Origin of the sequence: Pseudomonas sp. KU43P, from assembly GCF_033095865.1 — a bacterium.
Taxonomy (GTDB): Bacteria; Pseudomonadota; Gammaproteobacteria; order Pseudomonadales; family Pseudomonadaceae; genus Aquipseudomonas.
Map to the genome: position 1 here is coordinate 5657392 of NZ_AP019365.1, position 15876 is coordinate 5673267.

17 protein-coding genes are annotated in these 15876 nt (G+C 63.5%); 6 read left to right on the forward strand and 11 right to left on the reverse strand.

The genetic code is table 11. From position 1 onward, the window contains the following. The first annotated feature begins 2 nt into the window (after positions 1-2). Positions 3-755 carry a slipin family protein gene (locus tag KU43P_RS25905; protein WP_317660296.1) on the forward strand — a complete coding sequence of 251 codons (753 nt, stop codon included), beginning with the start codon at positions 3-5 and terminating at the stop codon, positions 753-755. A 33-nt stretch (positions 756-788) separates the two neighbouring features. On the opposite strand, the gene KU43P_RS25910 is transcribed toward KU43P_RS25905, so the two are convergent. Together KU43P_RS25910 and abc-f are read right to left on the reverse strand one after the other, a co-directional pair. After that, positions 789-1421, reverse strand: a complete 633-nt coding sequence (locus KU43P_RS25910) for a LysE family transporter (RefSeq protein ID WP_317660297.1) — start codon at positions 1419-1421, stop codon at positions 789-791. A 202-nt stretch (positions 1422-1623) separates the two neighbouring features. Then, positions 1624-3534 (reverse strand): ribosomal protection-like ABC-F family protein, encoded by a 1911-nt coding sequence (gene abc-f, locus KU43P_RS25915; RefSeq protein WP_317660299.1) that lies wholly within the window; start codon positions 3532-3534, stop codon positions 1624-1626. A gap of 50 nt (positions 3535-3584) precedes the next feature. Here abc-f and KU43P_RS25920 point away from each other — a divergent pair, with 50 nt between their 5' ends. Continuing rightward, positions 3585-4067, forward strand: coding sequence for a TIGR02444 family protein (locus KU43P_RS25920; protein ID WP_317660300.1), 483 nt, complete (start codon positions 3585-3587; stop codon positions 4065-4067). On the opposite strand, the gene KU43P_RS25925 is transcribed toward KU43P_RS25920, so the two are convergent. Next, on the reverse strand, positions 4043-5170 hold the full coding sequence (locus tag KU43P_RS25925) for an AlgP family protein (protein WP_317660301.1): 1128 nt from the start codon (positions 5168-5170) through the stop codon (positions 4043-4045). The genes KU43P_RS25920 and KU43P_RS25925 overlap by 25 nt on opposite strands. 213 nt (positions 5171-5383) lie before the next feature. Between KU43P_RS25925 and KU43P_RS25930 the strand changes: the two genes are divergently transcribed. Next, positions 5384-6049 (forward strand): FKBP-type peptidyl-prolyl cis-trans isomerase, encoded by a 666-nt coding sequence (locus KU43P_RS25930; RefSeq protein ID WP_317660302.1) that lies wholly within the window; start codon positions 5384-5386, stop codon positions 6047-6049. 8 nt (positions 6050-6057) lie between these two features. On the opposite strand, the gene rsd is transcribed toward KU43P_RS25930, so the two are convergent. From rsd to KU43P_RS25965, 7 genes are all read right to left on the reverse strand, one after another. Next, on the reverse strand, positions 6058-6528 hold the full coding sequence (gene rsd / locus KU43P_RS25935; RefSeq protein WP_317660303.1) for a sigma D regulator: 471 nt from the start codon (positions 6526-6528) through the stop codon (positions 6058-6060). A gap of 231 nt (positions 6529-6759) precedes the next feature. Then, positions 6760-7263 carry a disulfide bond formation protein B gene (locus KU43P_RS25940; protein ID WP_317660305.1) on the reverse strand — a complete coding sequence of 168 codons (504 nt, stop codon included), beginning with the start codon at positions 7261-7263 and terminating at the stop codon, positions 6760-6762. 221 nt (positions 7264-7484) lie between these two features. After that, positions 7485-8723 (reverse strand): heme biosynthesis protein HemY, encoded by a 1239-nt coding sequence (locus KU43P_RS25945; RefSeq protein WP_317660306.1) that lies wholly within the window; start codon positions 8721-8723, stop codon positions 7485-7487. Then, positions 8720-9820 carry a uroporphyrinogen-III C-methyltransferase gene (locus tag KU43P_RS25950; RefSeq protein ID WP_317660307.1) on the reverse strand — a complete coding sequence of 367 codons (1101 nt, stop codon included), beginning with the start codon at positions 9818-9820 and terminating at the stop codon, positions 8720-8722. Before KU43P_RS25950 ends, KU43P_RS25945 begins: the two co-directional genes overlap by 4 nt. 45 nt (positions 9821-9865) lie before the next feature. Further along, positions 9866-10633 (reverse strand): uroporphyrinogen-III synthase, encoded by a 768-nt coding sequence (locus tag KU43P_RS25955; protein WP_317660308.1) that lies wholly within the window; start codon positions 10631-10633, stop codon positions 9866-9868. Then, positions 10630-11571 (reverse strand): hydroxymethylbilane synthase, encoded by a 942-nt coding sequence (gene hemC / locus KU43P_RS25960; protein WP_317660309.1) that lies wholly within the window; start codon positions 11569-11571, stop codon positions 10630-10632. Before hemC ends, KU43P_RS25955 begins: the two co-directional genes overlap by 4 nt. A 151-nt stretch (positions 11572-11722) precedes the next feature. After that, positions 11723-12466 (reverse strand): LytR/AlgR family response regulator transcription factor, encoded by a 744-nt coding sequence (locus KU43P_RS25965; protein ID WP_317660310.1) that lies wholly within the window; start codon positions 12464-12466, stop codon positions 11723-11725. A gap of 309 nt (positions 12467-12775) precedes the next feature. Between KU43P_RS25965 and argH the strand changes: the two genes are divergently transcribed. Beyond that, complete coding sequence (gene argH, locus KU43P_RS25970; protein ID WP_317660311.1) at positions 12776-14170, forward strand: argininosuccinate lyase; 1395 nt, start codon at positions 12776-12778, stop codon at positions 14168-14170. 135 nt (positions 14171-14305) lie between these two features. On the opposite strand, the gene KU43P_RS25975 is transcribed toward argH, so the two are convergent. Next, positions 14306-14968 carry a glutathione S-transferase gene (locus tag KU43P_RS25975; protein ID WP_317660312.1) on the reverse strand — a complete coding sequence of 221 codons (663 nt, stop codon included), beginning with the start codon at positions 14966-14968 and terminating at the stop codon, positions 14306-14308. A 111-nt stretch (positions 14969-15079) separates the two neighbouring features. Here KU43P_RS25975 and KU43P_RS25980 point away from each other — a divergent pair, with 111 nt between their 5' ends. Next, positions 15080-15382, forward strand: coding sequence for a hypothetical protein (locus KU43P_RS25980; RefSeq protein WP_317660314.1), 303 nt, complete (start codon positions 15080-15082; stop codon positions 15380-15382). Between the two features lie 69 nt (positions 15383-15451). Further along, positions 15452-15697 (forward strand): TIGR02647 family protein, encoded by a 246-nt coding sequence (locus KU43P_RS25985; protein ID WP_317660316.1) that lies wholly within the window; start codon positions 15452-15454, stop codon positions 15695-15697. The last annotated feature ends 179 nt before the right edge of the window (positions 15698-15876 follow it).

The window sequence follows — 15876 nt, forward strand, 5'->3', positions numbered from 1 at the left end:
CGATGTTCATGCAAGTGGGTTTTGGCGCCGTGCTGATCGTGCTGGCGATGTTGCTGCTCTCGGCGTTTCGCATCCTGCGCGAGTACGAGCGCGGCGTGGTGTTCCAGCTGGGGCGCTTCTGGCAGGTCAAGGGGCCGGGGTTGATCCTGCTGATCCCGGTGATCCAGCAGATGGTGCGGGTCGATCTTCGCACCGTGGTGCTGGATGTACCGCCGCAGGATGTGATCACCCGCGACAACGTGTCGGTCAAGGTCAACGCCGTGCTGTACTTTCGCGTGCTAGATCCACAGAAGGCGATCATCCAGGTCGAGGACTTCCTGGTCGCCACCAGCCAACTGGCGCAAACCACGTTGCGCGCGGTCCTGGGCAAGCACGAACTGGACGAACTGCTGGCCGAGCGCGAACAGCTCAACCTGGACATCCGCCAGGTGCTGGACGCACAGACCGATGCCTGGGGCATCAAGGTGGCCAATGTCGAGATCAAGCATGTCGACCTCAACGAATCGATGGTTCGCGCCATCGCCCGCCAGGCCGAGGCGGAACGCGAGCGGCGGGCCAAAGTCATTCATGCCGAAGGCGAGCTGCAGGCTTCGGAGAAACTGATGCAAGCGGCGCAGATGCTGAGCAGGGAACCAGGAGCCATGCAATTGCGGTACATGCAGACGCTGGGGTCGATTGCCGGGGACAAAAGTTCGACCATCGTGTTTCCGATGCCGTTGGACTTGCTCAAAGGGATGGTGGACAGGCAGAAATGAAAAAGGGCCTCTACGAGGCCCCTTGGCAAGCGATCAGATTGGCGCCCGGCGCAAAGTCGCCAGGAACGTGGCTGCTCCAATGAACAACCCGGCAAAGGTCCGGTTCAAGCGCTTCTGCTGCTTGGGCGTGCGCAGCAAGCGCAGCACTCGCGAAGCCAGCCCGGTGTATCCCGCCATCACCAGCATGTCGACGCTGACCATGGTGACCGTGATCGCGATGTACTGCGGCAGCAGGGGTGCATGGGGATTAAGGAATTGCGGCAGCACTGCCAGCATGAACACCAGCGCTTTGGGGTTGCTGACATTGACCAGGAAACCACGGAATACCAGGCTCAACGGCTTGCCGATCGGGCGCACGCCCGATTCTTCGGTCATGTCCATCGGCAAGGCGCGCCATTGCTTGTAGGCCAGGTATATCAGGTAGGCAACGCCGAACCACTTGATGATCTGGAAGGCGGTAGCGGAAGCGGCGAGGATGGCGCCAACGCCAGCGGCAATGATGGCGATCTGTACGATCAGGCCCAGCTGCAGGCCCAGAGCGTTCCAGTAACCGCGCCAGAAACCGTACTGTAGGCCGCTGGACATCGAGGCAATCGCCCCGGCACCCGGTGAAAGGCTGATCACCCAACACGCGGCAAAGAAGCCCAACCATACTTCCATCGACATCACACACCTCGCTCAACATATGTTGCAAAACGTTAAGCTAAGGGGCTGGTGAAAAAATGACCAGAGAAATTTTGTGTAGCGTCTCCCGGCCCTATCGCCGGCGAGCCGGCTCCCACAGGTACTGCACAGGTCTTCAATCCTGTGATTTGCCTGTGGGAGCCGGCTTGCCGGCGATAGGGCCAGCACACACGACATCAATTTCTCAGGACAGCGCCTCAAGCTCGGCCTGCATGCTCTCAAGCGTCTCCAGGGCCTCCATCCAGCCCTCTTCAAGCTCGCCTTCACGCTGCTTGAGCTTGGTCTGCCGAGCCAGCAGATCGCGCAGCTCATCCTTGCGCGCCGCATCGTACACGCCGCTGTCACCCAACGCTGACTCGATCTCGGCCAGTTGCGCATGCACCTGGTTGAGTTCGGCTTCCAGCTTGTCAGCCGCCTTCTTGTGCGGGGCCAGTTGCTGGCGCAAGGCAGCAGCGGCCTGGCGTTGGGCCTTCTTGTCGGTCTTGTCCGGGTTGACCGGGGCATTGCTCGCCGGCGCACTTCGCTGGCGGTACTCGACCAGCCAGCGGCTGTAGTCGTCGAGGTCGCCATCGAACGTGTCGACCTTGCCATCGGCCACCAAAAGGAAATCATCGGTGGTGCTCTTGAGCAGGTGACGGTCGTGGGAAACTACCACCACGGCACCGGCAAACTCCTGCAACGCCATGGTCAACGCCAGGCGCATTTCCAAGTCCAGGTGGTTGGTCGGTTCGTCGAGCAGCAGCAGGTTCGGCCGTTCCCAGGCGATCAGCGCCAAGGCCAGGCGGGCCTTTTCGCCACCAGAGAAATTCACCACCGGTTCGTCGACGCGGTCGCCATGGAAGTCGAAACCACCGAGGAAGTCGCGCAGTGTCTGCTCGCGCTCTGTCGGGGCGATGCGCTGCAGGTGCAGCAACGGGCTGGCCTTGTCGTCCAGCGAATCGAGCTGATGCTGGGCAAAGTAGCCAACGGCAAGGTTCTCGCCACGCACCAGGCGCCCCGAGATCGGTTCGAGCTCGCCGGCCAGGTTTTTGATAAGGGTCGATTTACCGGCGCCGTTGGGGCCGAGCAGGCCGATCCGCGCACCTGGCACCAGTTGCAGTTTGACCTTGTCGAGAATCGCCTTGTCCCCATAACCCAGGCGGCCTTCGGACAGGCTAAGCAGCGGGCTGGAGATTTTCTGCGACTCACGGAAGACGAAGTCGAACGGCGAATCGACATGCGCCGCCGACAACTCCTCCATGCGCTCCAGGGCCTTGATCCGGCTCTGCGCCTGGCGGGCCTTGGTGGCCTGGGCCTTGAAGCGGGCGATGTACTTTTCCATGTGCGCGCGCTGGGCCTGCTGCTTCTCGTAGGCTTGCTGCTGCTGCGCCAGGCGCTCGGCACGGGTGCGTTCGAAGGCCGTGTAGCCACCCTTGTACAGGTTGAGCTTGCGCTGCTCGACGTGCAGCACGTGGTCGACCACGGCATCGAGGAAGTCTCGGTCGTGAGAGATCAGCAACAACGTGCCGGGATAACCCTTGAGCCAGTCTTCCAGCCACAGGATGGCATCGAGGTCCAGGTGGTTGGTCGGCTCGTCGAGCAGCAGCAGGTCGGACGGGCACATCAAGGCCTGAGCCAGGTTCAGGCGCATCCGCCAGCCACCGGAGAAGTCACCAACCCGGCGGTCCATCTGCTCATTGGTAAAGCCAAGGCCCGCCAGCAGTTTGCGCGCGCGCGCATCGGCGGTGTAGCCGTCGGCACTTTCCAGCTCACTGTGCAGGCGCGCCAGGGCCGTGCCGTCGTGAGCCTGTTCGGCCACGGCAAGCTCGGCCTGGACCTTGCGCAGGCGAGCATCGCCATCGAGCACATAGTCCACGGCCAGGCGATCGAGGGTGTCGACCTCCTGGCGCATGTGGGCAATGCGCCAGTCGCCGGGCAACTGGCAGTCGCCGGCATCGGGCGAAAGCTCACCGCGCAGCAAGGCGAACAGGCTGGATTTTCCGGCGCCGTTGGCGCCGATCAGGCCGGCCTTGTGACCGGCGTGCAGGGTCATCTCGGCGCCTTCTAGCAAGCGCTGCGGACCACGCTGTAAAGTGAGGTTGGATAGTCTGATCATGATGGTCGCGGAGTCTACCAGCTTCCTCGGCCCGTAGCGTGAGTGGAATCATGTACACCGACCTGTGGAAACACGCCCTGGCCCTGTATGCACGGCCCGGTGTCGAAACGGCTTGCCTGCACCTTCAGGCATCGGGCGCCGATGTCTGCCTACTGTTGTGCGCGACCTGGTTGCAAGCCCGCGGCGTGGCGCCGGACCCTGCGCGCGTGCAGGCTTTGCATGCGCTCGCGAGACCCTGGCAGCAAGAAGTGGTGATGCCCCTGCGCAGCCTGAGGCAGGCGTGGCGAACACCGGCACAGCAAGACCCGCAACTGGCGGCGCTGAGAGAACACGTGAAAGGGCTGGAGCTTCAAGCGGAAAGGACGTTGTTGGAACGCCTGCAGGCATGTGCGCAGCAATGGCCCGCAGACGCGCAAGCGAGCGCTGAAGATTGGCTGGCCTGGCTGGCACCCGACCAGGCCCGTGGCCACGACGCGCTGGAACCGCTGCGCGTCGCGGCCGCTGGGCTTCAGGAGGCCGAAGACGGCGCCTGAGCTGGGGTGCTGGCCGGCGCCGAAGGCGCGGCCGGGGTGGCCGAGTTGGTCACCGCTGCAGGCGTTGCCGGAGTAGCCGGCTTGGCTTCGGCCGGCTTGCTGGCAACTGGTTTGGCGGCGGGTTTTGCGGCAGGTTTGGCTGTTGCTGGCTTGGCAGCGGGTTTGGCTGCTGCGGGCTTGGCTGCTGTTTTGGCCGGGGCTTTTGCCGCAGCGGGCTTGGCAGCAGGCTTGGCCGCCGGTTTAGCCGCTGGCTTGGCGGCCGCGGTCTTGGCAGCTACCGGTTTTGCAGCAGGCTTGGCGGCAGCCGGTTTGGCCGCTGTGCTTTTCGCAGCAGGCTTGGCAGCTGCGGTTCTGGTCGCAGCAGGTTTGGCGGCAGCCGCTTTTGCCGGGGCAGCTTTGGCGGCCGTCGCTTTGGCTGGAGCCTTGGCAGCAGCGGGTTTGGCAGCAGCGGTGCGGGCCGGTGCCTTGGCGGCGGGCTTGGCCGCTGCAACGCGGGCTGGAGCCTTGGCCGCAGGTTTGGCTGCTGCAGCGCGGGCTGGAGCCTTAGCCGCAGGTTTGGCCGCTGCAGCGCGGGCTGGAGCCTTGGCTGCAGGTTTCGCAGCAGCTTTGGCGGCGGGTTTTACAGCAGCTTTGGCCGCCGGTTTGGCTGCTGCTTTCGCAGGCGCCTTGGCCGCTACCGTTTTAGCCGACTTGGCCGCTACCGCTCGCTGGTCGAGTGCCTTGCCGGCAGCCTCGCGCACCTTGCCGACACCCTGAGCAAGCTTCAGGCTTTCCTGGGCATCGCGCTTGAGTTGTTGAATGTAAGTACGGGTTTGCGTCTGGCGCTCTTTGAGCGAGTCAAGCAGGCCCTCAAGTTCACCAATGGCCTTCTGGGCTTTGCCCTGGGCCTTGGCTTTGCCTGCCTTGGCCGCGTCCTGCAACTTCAGACGACCGTTATGCAGTTTTTCCTGAGCCTTGACCCGTTGCTTTTCCAACTTGGCCAGCAGTTTCTCCGCATCAGCCAGCGCTTGCGAGCAGGCATCTTCCAAGTGTTCGAGCAGGCTGCCCGAAAGTTGCTGGAGCAGGTGTAACGGCGTACTTACTGGCTTCTTTTTGGCCGACATGGTTTACCTCCTGGCTGACGAGATTGCGGCTCATACTATGCTTCTGCTGCTACTGCCGCTAGGGCATGTGGACAGTATCGCTAGCGCCGCGTTGCATGCCTGGGCAAAGTTGTTTTCTGCAGCTCCGTGCAAGTGTAGTTGCTTAACAAATCGCTGCTGATATTTACGCATTTGCGCTGGCATACTTCACCGCTCATTGAGCTGGAGTTGAGCATGCCTCGTTATCTTGTATTCGGTCTGTGCCTGCTGGCGCCGTTCGCCCTGGCTGCCCCCGATGCTACCCCTACCAACGATGCCGACCTGGCCTACAGCCTTGGCGCCAGCCTGGGCGAACGGCTGCGCGAGGAAGTGCCGGGGCTGCAACTGGATGCACTGGTGGAAGGCTTGCGCCAGTCTTATCAGAACCAGCCGCTTAAGCTCGACAAGGCGCGCATGCAGGCGATTCTGCAGCAGCATGAAGAGCAGGCGAACAGCACCACCGAGCAGGCCGAAGTAGCAAAACTGCAAGCCATCGAAACGCGCTTCATGGCCAATGAGCGAGCACGCGCCGGCGTGCACGAGTTGCCGGAAGGCGTTCTCTACAGTGAACTGAGCAGCGGGAGCGGCGCGCAGCCGAAGGCCCATGGCAAGGTTCAGGTGCGCTACGTCGGCAGGCTGCCGGACGGTTCGGTGTTCGACCAGAACCAGCAACCACAGTGGTTCAACCTGGACTCGGTGATCGAAGGCTGGCAGGTGGCGTTGCCGCAGATGAAGGCAGGCTCGAAATGGCGCCTGGTTATCCCTTCGGCGCAAGCCTACGGTGCGGAAGGCGCTGGTGATCTGATCGCGCCCTACACACCGCTGGTATTCGAGATCGAACTGCTGGCTGTCGGCGACTGATACAGGCCTCAGGCCTGCACCAGGCCCTCTTCCTTGTGCGCGGTGTGCAGCACTTCGATCAGGCAGTCCTCCAGCTCGAAGCGCTCGTGCAACAAGCTGCCGAGCTTGCCCAGTTTTTCGGCGAAGCGTTCGGTATCCGTGCACTCGCCCTTCTCGCAGTGGTCATTGAAGGCCAAGGCGATCTGGGTGATGTCATTGATCCGCGGGTTGATTTCTTCGGCCAGTTTCAGGGCTTTCTGGTCACCGAACGCCTTGGCCTCGGTGACCAGTTGCTCGCTGACTTCGAAATGCCAGGCCGACACGTAATCGACCAGCACCGCACAGAAATCGCGGTTCTTGTCCTTGTCTGCAAAGGCCGGCTTGGCATCGCGCAAGGCGCGAAAAGCCTGAACCAGCTCCTCTCGCTCCTTGAGCCAGCGGTCGATCAGCTTGTGAACCCCACCCCAGCGTTCCTGGGCGTTCTGACAACTATCGAGCATGGCGATCTCTTCCCTTCTGGGTAGATGCCGCTGCACCTCGCACCACGACCGTGCAGCACAAAGGTGACATCAGCAGGACGGCATCGAGCAGTTGTGTTTTCGGTATGCGTGCTGGGAGATTATTCCCGCACGTGCTGCCCATCAAGGTACGCAGCAGACAAAGTTCATACAAGTGTTTAATACCTCGGCGCAGCACCATTGGTCGCGCTAACGCGGAACGCTTGCGCTGGGTCAACTTTCGCCAAGGGTGCGGAAACGATACGCCAGCAGGCAGGCCGCGGGGAGCATCGCCAGCAACAGGAACGCCAGCAGGCTCCATTCGGGCAGGGTCAGGTCAACAAAGCTCCAGGTCAGCGAGCTGCAGTCCGGGCCACCGAGCAACAACTGCCGGGCCGCTTCGCTCCAGGGCTGGTCGAACACACGCCAGATCGACAGCGGACACACATGGCTGGCGTGGTCTGCGCCCTGCAACCATACATGCCGCGCCGCCAACAGCGCCCCGAGGGCAGAACTGCCCAGCGCGACCCAGGCATAGCGCCGAATGCCGAGCGGGCCTGGCACGTGCACGGATGCGCTCAGGCAGATCGCTGCATACACGCCCAACAACACACGCTGGCTGAAGCACAACGGGCAAGGCATCAGCCCCAGCGTTGCTTCCAGGTAGAAGGACGCAACCAGCACAGCCAACGAGGCCAGGCAGGCAGGAAGAAAAAACGTGCGCAGACGGGCCGGCATGGGTGATGGAGGTCCGGAGATGAATGAAGTGGTTTGAAACGGTAGAGGAAAGGCGCGCTTTGTTTCAAGGCAATACAGGAGAGAGAAGTCACTGAGCTGCGGAGGAAAACTCCAGCTGCATTGTAGGAATTTTCTTAAGAGTGGTGATGGATGAGTAACCTGATGTGCTGGAGAAATGACCAGCCCCCTGGCCCCGCGCCTCAGCGCGGGGCCAGGGTGGTTCAGGCGCGTACGCCTTCAGGCAACGGCAAGGCCAACAGTCGCTCATCGAGCAGGCCCAGGCCTTCCTGGAACAGCTGGTTGCTACGCTCGGTCTCGCCCAGGCCGGCCAACAACCTGGCAAGCTCGGCGCAGGTTTCCGGGTTGCGCTCCATGCGCAGGCTGCTTTCGAGGTAATCGCGAGCCTTGCCCCACAAACGGTTCTGCAAGCTCAGGCGGCCGAGCGTGAGTAGCAGGCTCGGATCCTGCGGGTGATCCTTGAGCCAGGCTTCGGCTGCCTGCAACTGACGCGCCGGGTCATCCCCGCGCACCAGGCCATACAGGCGAGCCAGATGGCTTTCATAGTCACGCTTGAGGGCGGTGCGCAGTACCTGCTCGGCTTCGCCCTGGGCACCCACCTGACGCAGCTGCTCGGCATAGGCCAGCACCAACTGTGGCTCCTGGCGCTGCGCGGCGGTCAGTTGTTGCCAGGCACGTTCCAGGGCCTGGCGGGCGCTCTGCGAGTCGTCGCCACGGGTGGCTGCCAGGCTCAGGTTCTGGCCCCAGGCACGCTGCTCCAGCGCAGCAAGTTCATTGGCCGGAAGCACCTTGTTCTTGCGCAGGTCGGGCAACAGACGGATCAATGCCGACCAGTCGCCGCGCTCCAGGTACAGGCGCTGCAACAAACGCAGCACCTGGTTGTTGTGTGGGTGCCGCTCTTGCATGGCCAGCAGGGTTTCCAGGGCACCATCGCTTTCACCACGGTCCATCTGCAACTGTGCGTGGGCCAGAGCGATGGCCAGCTCGGCCTGGGGCTGTCGCTCCAGGGCGCGCTCGAGCAGGTTGTCGCTGTCTTGCGTGCGCCCTTGTTCGTTGGCCGCGCGCGCCGCACCGAGGTAATACAGCAACGGTTGGCGTTCAGCTTCGGCTGCGCGGTGCAGGTGGCGCTGGGCGCTGGCCCAGCGGCCTTCGGCGAGGTCAAGCTGGCCCTGCTCGATGGCAATGCGCACGCGCCGGCTACGGTTGCGTCGCGACCAAGGGTTGACCACGCCACTGGAGGTCAACACCAGGCCAACCAGGTAACGCAGCAGCCACAACACCGCGACGATGGCGACCAGCGCGGCAAGCGCTGCCCACAGTCCGGACTGATAGCGGAAGCTGCCATAGGAAATCAGCACGTAGCCGCTGTGCTTGGCCACCGCGATGCCCAGCGCCGCAGCGATCACGATCGCCAGCACCGCCAGCAGGTAGACACGCTTCATGGCTTGCCCTCTTCGTTCGGCGCGGGCTGGTGTCGACGCTGGATGTATGCCTGCACCGCTGCCAGGCTTTCGCTCAGGTCGGGGGTAACCACCGAGACCGGTTGCTCGGCCAGCGCGTTGAGGCTCTCGAGCATGGCCTTGCTCTGCGTGTTGTCGGCGTTGAAATTGGCCAGCAGCACACTGCGAGCATCGTCCAGAGCCTGGGTGTAGACCTTGGCCTCACCGTTGAGCGCTGCCCATTGGGCTTGCTCGATGGTCAGGCTCAGGGCCAGGCGCAGTTGGTTGAGCGACTGCCCGGCAAGCAGCGGCCGCACATTGTCGTCGGCGTCGAAATCAATCTGGAAGTACTTGGAAATCTCGGCCCACCACTGGGACAGGCGGCTGGCGCCATCGCCATCGGCGGTCAGCGCGCCGAGCGCATCGGCATTGCTGTCGAACTCCGGCGACTGGGCGCTGAGCTGCTGTACCAGGTCACGCTGGGCGGCCAGCTTGAGGAACAGGCCCGTGCGGTCCGGTTGCTGGGTGCTGTTGAGCGTTGCCAAGCTGCGCGCGAGCTGCTCGCGAGCGGCAAAGGCGCCCGGGTCGCTCTGTTCGCGCAGGATCTCGTCGGCACCTTCGACCAGCGCCTTGGCACTAGTAATGTCTTGCAATGCCGAAAGGCGCAAGGTAGCCAGGCGCAACAGATGCTCGGCCTCGGCCAGGCGCCATTCCTTGCGGCTCTCGCCAAGCACGGTTTCCAGGCGCTGGCTGAGGCGTTGTTGATCGCCTTGCAGCTGCGTCACCAGGCGGCGTCGGTCTTCCAGCTCGCTGGCAGCCGGCAGGCTGGCCAACTGGGCGCTGATCTGCTGTTCGCGCTGCTGCAGCGCCGCTGCGCGCTGGCTCAGCGCTTCCAGGTGCTGGCCATGGTTCACTTCACTGCCTTGCAGCTGCCGCACCTGCCAGACACCCCAACCGCCCACTGCCACACCGGCGGCGCCCACCAACAGCGCTAGCAGGGCAAGGCCGCTGCCAGAGCGTTTGGCGGGCGGGGTGGCAACCGGTTGCGTCGGCTCCTGGGCCGACGGCTGATCATTGTTCGACAAGACAGTTTCGCTCACGTATCCATCCTTTGCATGGGGGCGCACCGCTCTGAGCTTAGCGCCTTAAGAGGCAGGTGCAGCGCTGCGCTGCACGGCTGCCAGCAAGGCCGCGGCACTGGCACCACGGCAATCCACAACCTGTTGGGCCCCTGCGGCCCGGGCCTGCTCGGCCACCCGAGGGCTCGGCACGAACAACGGCAGCTGCGCCAACTGCGGCCAATCGGCGGCGGCCAGTTGCAGCAGATGTTCAAGACCCTGCCCACTGCTGACCACCAGGCCATTGAGGCGTTCCGCTTCGATGCGGCGCAGCAATGTGCCCACCGGGTATACCGGCAGGCTACGGCGATACAGTTCCAGATAATCGACACTAGCACCTTGCTCTGCAAGACGCTCGGCCAGCAGTTCACGACCTCCGACACCACGAACGATCAGCACCCGCGGTGCGGCAACCGCCACCACCTCGCGAAGGGCCGGGAGCGCGAGCAAGGCCTCGCTGTCGTCACCCTGCGCAGGGCAAGACACCTGCAAGGCCGCTTCGTGCAGCACCGCAGCCGTCGCTTCGCCTACGGTGAACCAGCCCTTCGACGGCAGGGGCAGGCTGCCTTGCGCCAGGTGCTCGAGAAGCAACCTGGCAGCCGGCTTGCTGACTACGATCCGCGCCTGATAGTCGGCCAGTACGGCCAGCGTTTGGCGTTGCGCCTCGCTCAGTTCGACCGGCTCGATGGCCAGCAACGGCAGGCTGCTACTGGCCACTCCAGCGGCGGCCAGGCACTGGGCTAATGCCGCACAGTCATCGGCAGGTCGCGTCAGCAACAGCCGCCAATGGCTCACGGATGCCCGGCCTCGCCGTAGACTTCCTTGAGAATCGCTTCAGCGCCCTGCCCCAGCAAGTCTTCGGCAACCTGCACGCCCAAGGCCTCGGCGTTGCCACGCGGAGCGCGGGCATCGGCCACCAGCAGCTTGCCGCCACTGGGCTGGCCGACCAGGCCACGCAGCCACAATTGCTCGCCTTCCAGCACCGCATAGCAGGCGATTGGCACCTGGCAACCGCCATTCAGGCGCTTGTTCAAGGCACGCTCGGCCACTACCCGGTCGGCGGTATCCGCGTGGTGCAGGGGGGCCAGCAGGGCATGAATTTCGCTGTCGGCGCTGCGGCATTCGATACCGACCGCGCCCTGGCCGCCCGCCGGCAGGCTATCGTCGACGCTGATGGTGGCGGTGATGCGCTGCTCGAAGCCAAGGCGGATCAGGCCGGCCGCCGCGAGGATGATTGCGTCGTACTCGCCGGCATCGAGCTTGGCCAGGCGCGTGTTGACGTTGCCACGCAGGAAATGAATCTTCAGGTCGGGGCGTCGCGCCAGCAGCTGGGCCTGGCGGCGCAGGCTGGAGGTGCCGACGATGCTGCCTGCCGGCAGCGCATCGAGGCTGGCGAAATGGTTGGAGACAAAGGCATCGCGCGGGTCTTCGCGCTCACAGATGCAATACAGGCCCAGGCCTTCGGGGAAGTCCATGGGCACGTCCTTCATCGAATGCACGGCAATGTCGGCTTCGTTGTCCAGCAGGGCGGTTTCCAGCTCCTTGACGAACAAGCCCTTGCCGCCGATTTTCGCCAGCGGCGCGTCGAGCAGCTTGTCGCCACGGCTGACCATGGGTACCAGGGTGACCAGCAGGCCTGGGTGTGCCTGCTCGAGGCGGGCTTTTACGTATTCGGCCTGCCACAGGGCCAAGGCACTTTTACGGGTGGCAATGCGGATTTCGCGAGTGGACATGGAACGCCCCAATGCTTAGGAATACCGCCGATCATAACAGCTCCGTCGGCATCGCTAGCAGATGTGGGTCAAGCTCCTGCGCCCCATCGCCGGCAAGCCTGCCCCCTTTCCCGTGGGAGCCGGCTTGCCGGCGATGGAGCCATGAAAGCGGCTAGAGGGTTTGCATCATCTTGCGCACGCCCGCCACATGCCGGCGGCTGACGGTCAGGGCGTCACCGTCCAGGCCCTTGAGGAACAGCTGGAAATGCCCAAGTGGAGTGCGCTGCAAGCGTTCGATGCGCTCGCGGGCTACCAGAGCATTACGGTGGATTCGCACGAACCGCTCGCCGAATTCGTCTTCCAGAGCCTTGAGCGGCTCATCGAGCAGTACTTCGCCAGCTTCGTGGCGCAACGTCACGTACTTGTGGTCGGCAATAAAATAGATGACTTGCGGCAAAGGGATCAGCTCGATGCCCTTGCGCGTACGCGCACTGATATGGCTTCGCGGGCCTCCACCTTCACTGCCTGGCCGGGTCAGCGCGGCCAGTTGGCCTCGGTTGGGTTTTTCTGCCTTGCGCAGCGCTTCGCGCAGGGCCTGGGGCTGAATCGGCTTGGTTACATGGCTGAGGGTACTGTCCTTGAAGGCCTCGGCACCGTATTCGTCGTCACCGGTGCAGAACACCACCGACGGTGGCGCCTCGCGCTCGCAAAGGCGAGCAGCGACCTGCAGGCCATCCAGGCCCGGCATGCCGATGTCCAGCAGGACCACATCGGGCTTGTGGCTTTCGATCAGAGCCAGGGCCTCCTCGCCGTTGGTGGCGCTGGGCTCCAGCACGGTGTACCCCTCCAGTTCCCCGAATAACCGCGTCAGGCGTTCACGGGCTTGGGGTTCATCATCAACGATCAGGACATTCATAATTGCTCTGGATTCCTGAGTGAGTCTCGCACAGGTATAGCGTAGACAGATGCAGGTCGAGCGACACTGCGGTCACGCTCTAGACCGATACGAAGGCCAAAGATTCACTGAGCCGGCAGATTCACTGCCAGTCCTTTGTCCAACTGTAGACGGTCCGTGGAACACTGCCGTTCAATCGTTGAATATCCTGATTGCCCGCCTGTACCCAGGTTTGCTGCATATTTCTCTCGACCGGTGTCCTTCGGCGGCACGCCCAACCCTGCTATTATCGGCGCCACTTTTTCGTTCACGCCTTCAACGAGTGAATCCATGAGCACCGACAAGACCAATCAGTCCTGGGGCGGCCGCTTCAGTGAACCCGTCGACGCCTTCGTCGCCCGCTTCACCGCTTCGGTCGATTTCGACAAGCGCCTGTACCGCCACGACATCATGGGTTCGATCGCCCACGCCACCATGCTGGCGCAGGTCGGCGTGCTCAGCGATGCCGAGCGCGACACCATCATCGACGGCCTGAAGACCATCCAGGGCGAGATCGAGGCCGGCAACTTCGACTGGCGCGTGGACCTCGAAGACGTGCACATGAACATCGAGGCCCGTCTCACCGACCGCATCGGCATCACCGGCAAGAAGCTGCACACCGGCCGCAGCCGCAACGACCAGGTGGCCACCGACATCCGCCTGTGGCTACGTGACGAGATCGACCTGATCCTGGCCGAGATCACCCGCCTGCAAAAGGGTCTGCTGGAGCAGGCCGAGCGTGAAGCCGGCACCATCATGCCGGGTTTCACCCACCTGCAGACCGCCCAGCCGGTCACCTTCGGCCACCACCTGCTGGCCTGGTTCGAAATGCTCAGCCGCGACCACGAGCGTCTGGTCGACTGCCGCAAGCGCACCAACCGCATGCCCCTGGGCAGCGCCGCGCTGGCCGGCACCACCTACCCGATCGACCGCGAGCTGACCTGCAAGCTGCTGGGCTTCGAAGCTGTGGCCGGCAACTCGCTGGACGGCGTTTCGGACCGTGACTTCGCCATCGAATTCTGCGCGGCCGCCAGCGTGGCGATGATGCACCTGTCGCGCTTCTCCGAAGAGTTGGTGCTGTGGACCAGCGCGCAGTTCCAGTTCGTCGACCTGCCCGATCGCTTCTGCACCGGCAGTTCGATCATGCCGCAGAAGAAGAACCCGGACGTGCCGGAACTGGTTCGTGGCAAGAGCGGCCGCGTGTTCGGCGCCCTGACCGGCTTGCTGACCCTGATGAAAGGCCAGCCGCTGGCCTACAACAAGGATAACCAGGAAGACAAGGAACCGCTGTTCGACGCCGCCGACACTCTGCGTGACTCGCTGCGTGCCTTTGCCGACATGATCCCGGCGATCAAGCCACGCCACGCGATCATGCGCGAAGCGGCGCTGCGCGGGTTCTCCACTGCTACCGACCTGGCGGACTACCTGGTGCGCCGTGGCCTGCCGTTCCGCGACTGCCACGAAATCGTTGGCCACGCGGTGAAGTATGGCGTCGACACTGGCAAGGACCTGGCCGAGATGAGCCTGGACGAGCTGCGCCAGTTCAGCGACCAGATCGAGCAGGACGTGTTTGCCGTGCTGACCCTGGAAGGGTCGGTGAACGCCCGTGACCACATTGGCGGGACCGCGCCGGCCCAGGTGCGTGCTGCCGTAGTGCGTGGCAAGGCGTTGCTGGCTTCGCGCTAAGCCTCATTGCGAGGGCTTTGCCCTCGATCGCCGGCAAGCCGGCTCCCACAAGGCCCAGCGCGGTCCATGTGGGAGCCGGCTTGTCGTGGCGACGAACCGCGGCGAAAGGGCTGCAACGCAGCCCCGCTCTTCGATTCAGCGCTTGCCGGTGCGAATCATCTCCTGGAATGCCGGCATCGCCGCGTCCTTGTCCGCCACGATCCGCGCCATGTGCGGGTTCTCGCGCATTTTCTCGAGCAATGCCGCTGCCTGCGGGAAGTCCGCAAGGAAGTCGATGTTCAGCACTTTCTTGCCCACCGCGTATGCCAGATCGACCGAGAAGCAGAACATCAGGTCGGCCACGGTCAGCTCTTCACCCGCCACATAAGGTGCAAAGCGGCCATTGCGCTTGAGCGTGGCGAACCCCGCCAGCAGCTCGGTACGCGCCCGCTCCTTGATCACTGGCTCTACCGCCGTGCCAAAGAATGCCTCGGCATAGCAAGTACGTGCCGGCAGCTCGATATACAGCTCGATCTCCTTGAGCAGCTCGCGCACCTTGGCCTGCTCGAACGGGTCGGCCGGCAGCAGCGCCTTGCCGCCCCGGGTCTGCTCGATATAGTCGAGGATCACGCTGGTCTCGCTGAGGAAGCCGTGTTCGGTCTCCAGCACCGGCACCTTGCCACGCGGGCTGACTTCCAGCGCCTGCGGCGCCTGGCCACCGTAGAAGGTGACCTCCTCGAACGGCAGGCCTTTTTCCAGCAACGCCAGCTTGACCATGTTGTAGTAGTTGCTGACCGAAAATCCGTGAAGCTTGAGCATGGGTAACAGCCTCCAGGCCGTATGGGGATGGCCCGGCTTTTATAGACCTATCGGCCAGGCATGACCAGCGCGAGCGTGGCAAACTGTAGGCCCCACTTAAGGAGTAGCGCCATGAGCGAGCCCACCGACATCGACACTGACGACGACGAAGCCTTCGCCGAGGCAACGCTGACCCAGGCCATCGAGAACCAGATCGAAAGCGGCGAACCCGCGGCCGCCAAGGCCACCTTCAACAAGCTGACCCTGGTCGGCTACGAACGCGAAGACATCCTGAACCTCATGGCCCATGTACTGGCCATCGAGATCGATAGCATGCTGGCCGAAGATCGCCCGTTCAACGCCGAGTGGTACGAAACCGCCCTGCGCGCCCTGCCCGAGCTTCCCCCTGAGGCAGATCAAGGCGAGGACGAATAACCCGACTACACTCCAGGGTCAGGCACCGCTGGCGGTGCCGCCATCCTCGTCTGGAAGTCAGGAGTCGCCATGTCCTTCACCCCCGATTTGATCGCCGAACTGGAAGTGCTCGCCCTGTTCAACCTGGACAGCAGCCAGGAAGGCATCAAGATTCACAATAACGCTTCCCCCGCCCTGGTCGCCGCTGCGCAACGCCTCTACGACAAGCAACTGACCGATCAGCCCGATGGCGGATACCTCACCAGCCTGGGACACGACGCGGTCGAAAGCGTGCAACTGCTGCTGAACGTCCTCAAGTCCCCCCAGCCTGCCTAAGGCTGCAGCGGCCCAATCGCCGGCAAGCCGGCTCCCACAAGCTTTGTACAGAACATGTGGGGGCCGGCTTGCCGGCGATGAGGCCAGAACGGACGCTAGAAAAATGGCGTCAAAAACCACAAGCCGCTTATCCGAGTGCTCCACTCAGGCTAAACTCGCCACAGCTTCCCCGGCCCCTC

Bases quoted from the DNA above. Each gene is read 5' to 3' on its own strand.
- KU43P_RS25930 (WP_317660302.1), top strand. From the start codon at position 5,384: ATGCCTCGTTATCTTGTATTCGGTCTGTGCCTGCTGGCGCCGTTCGCC.
- KU43P_RS25980 (WP_317660314.1), top strand. From the start codon at position 15,080: ATGAGCGAGCCCACCGACATCGACACTGACGACGACGAAGCCTTCGCC.
- argH (WP_317660311.1), top strand. From the start codon at position 12,776: ATGAGCACCGACAAGACCAATCAGTCCTGGGGCGGCCGCTTCAGTGAA.
- KU43P_RS25965 (WP_317660310.1), bottom strand. From the start codon at position 12,466: ATGAATGTCCTGATCGTTGATGATGAACCCCAAGCCCGTGAACGCCTG.
- KU43P_RS25945 (WP_317660306.1), bottom strand. From the start codon at position 8,723: ATGAAGCGTGTCTACCTGCTGGCGGTGCTGGCGATCGTGATCGCTGCG.
- KU43P_RS25985 (WP_317660316.1), top strand. From the start codon at position 15,452: ATGTCCTTCACCCCCGATTTGATCGCCGAACTGGAAGTGCTCGCCCTG.
- KU43P_RS25975 (WP_317660312.1), bottom strand. From the start codon at position 14,968: ATGCTCAAGCTTCACGGATTTTCGGTCAGCAACTACTACAACATGGTC.
- KU43P_RS25910 (WP_317660297.1), bottom strand. From the start codon at position 1,421: ATGTCGATGGAAGTATGGTTGGGCTTCTTTGCCGCGTGTTGGGTGATC.
- KU43P_RS25905 (WP_317660296.1), top strand. From the start codon at position 3: ATGTTCATGCAAGTGGGTTTTGGCGCCGTGCTGATCGTGCTGGCGATG.
- rsd (WP_317660303.1), bottom strand. From the start codon at position 6,528: ATGCTCGATAGTTGTCAGAACGCCCAGGAACGCTGGGGTGGGGTTCAC.
- KU43P_RS25925 (WP_317660301.1), bottom strand. From the start codon at position 5,170: ATGTCGGCCAAAAAGAAGCCAGTAAGTACGCCGTTACACCTGCTCCAG.
- KU43P_RS25920 (WP_317660300.1), top strand. From the start codon at position 3,585: ATGTACACCGACCTGTGGAAACACGCCCTGGCCCTGTATGCACGGCCC.
- hemC (WP_317660309.1), bottom strand. From the start codon at position 11,571: ATGTCCACTCGCGAAATCCGCATTGCCACCCGTAAAAGTGCCTTGGCC.
- abc-f (WP_317660299.1), bottom strand. From the start codon at position 3,534: ATGATCAGACTATCCAACCTCACTTTACAGCGTGGTCCGCAGCGCTTG.
- KU43P_RS25940 (WP_317660305.1), bottom strand. From the start codon at position 7,263: ATGCCGGCCCGTCTGCGCACGTTTTTTCTTCCTGCCTGCCTGGCCTCG.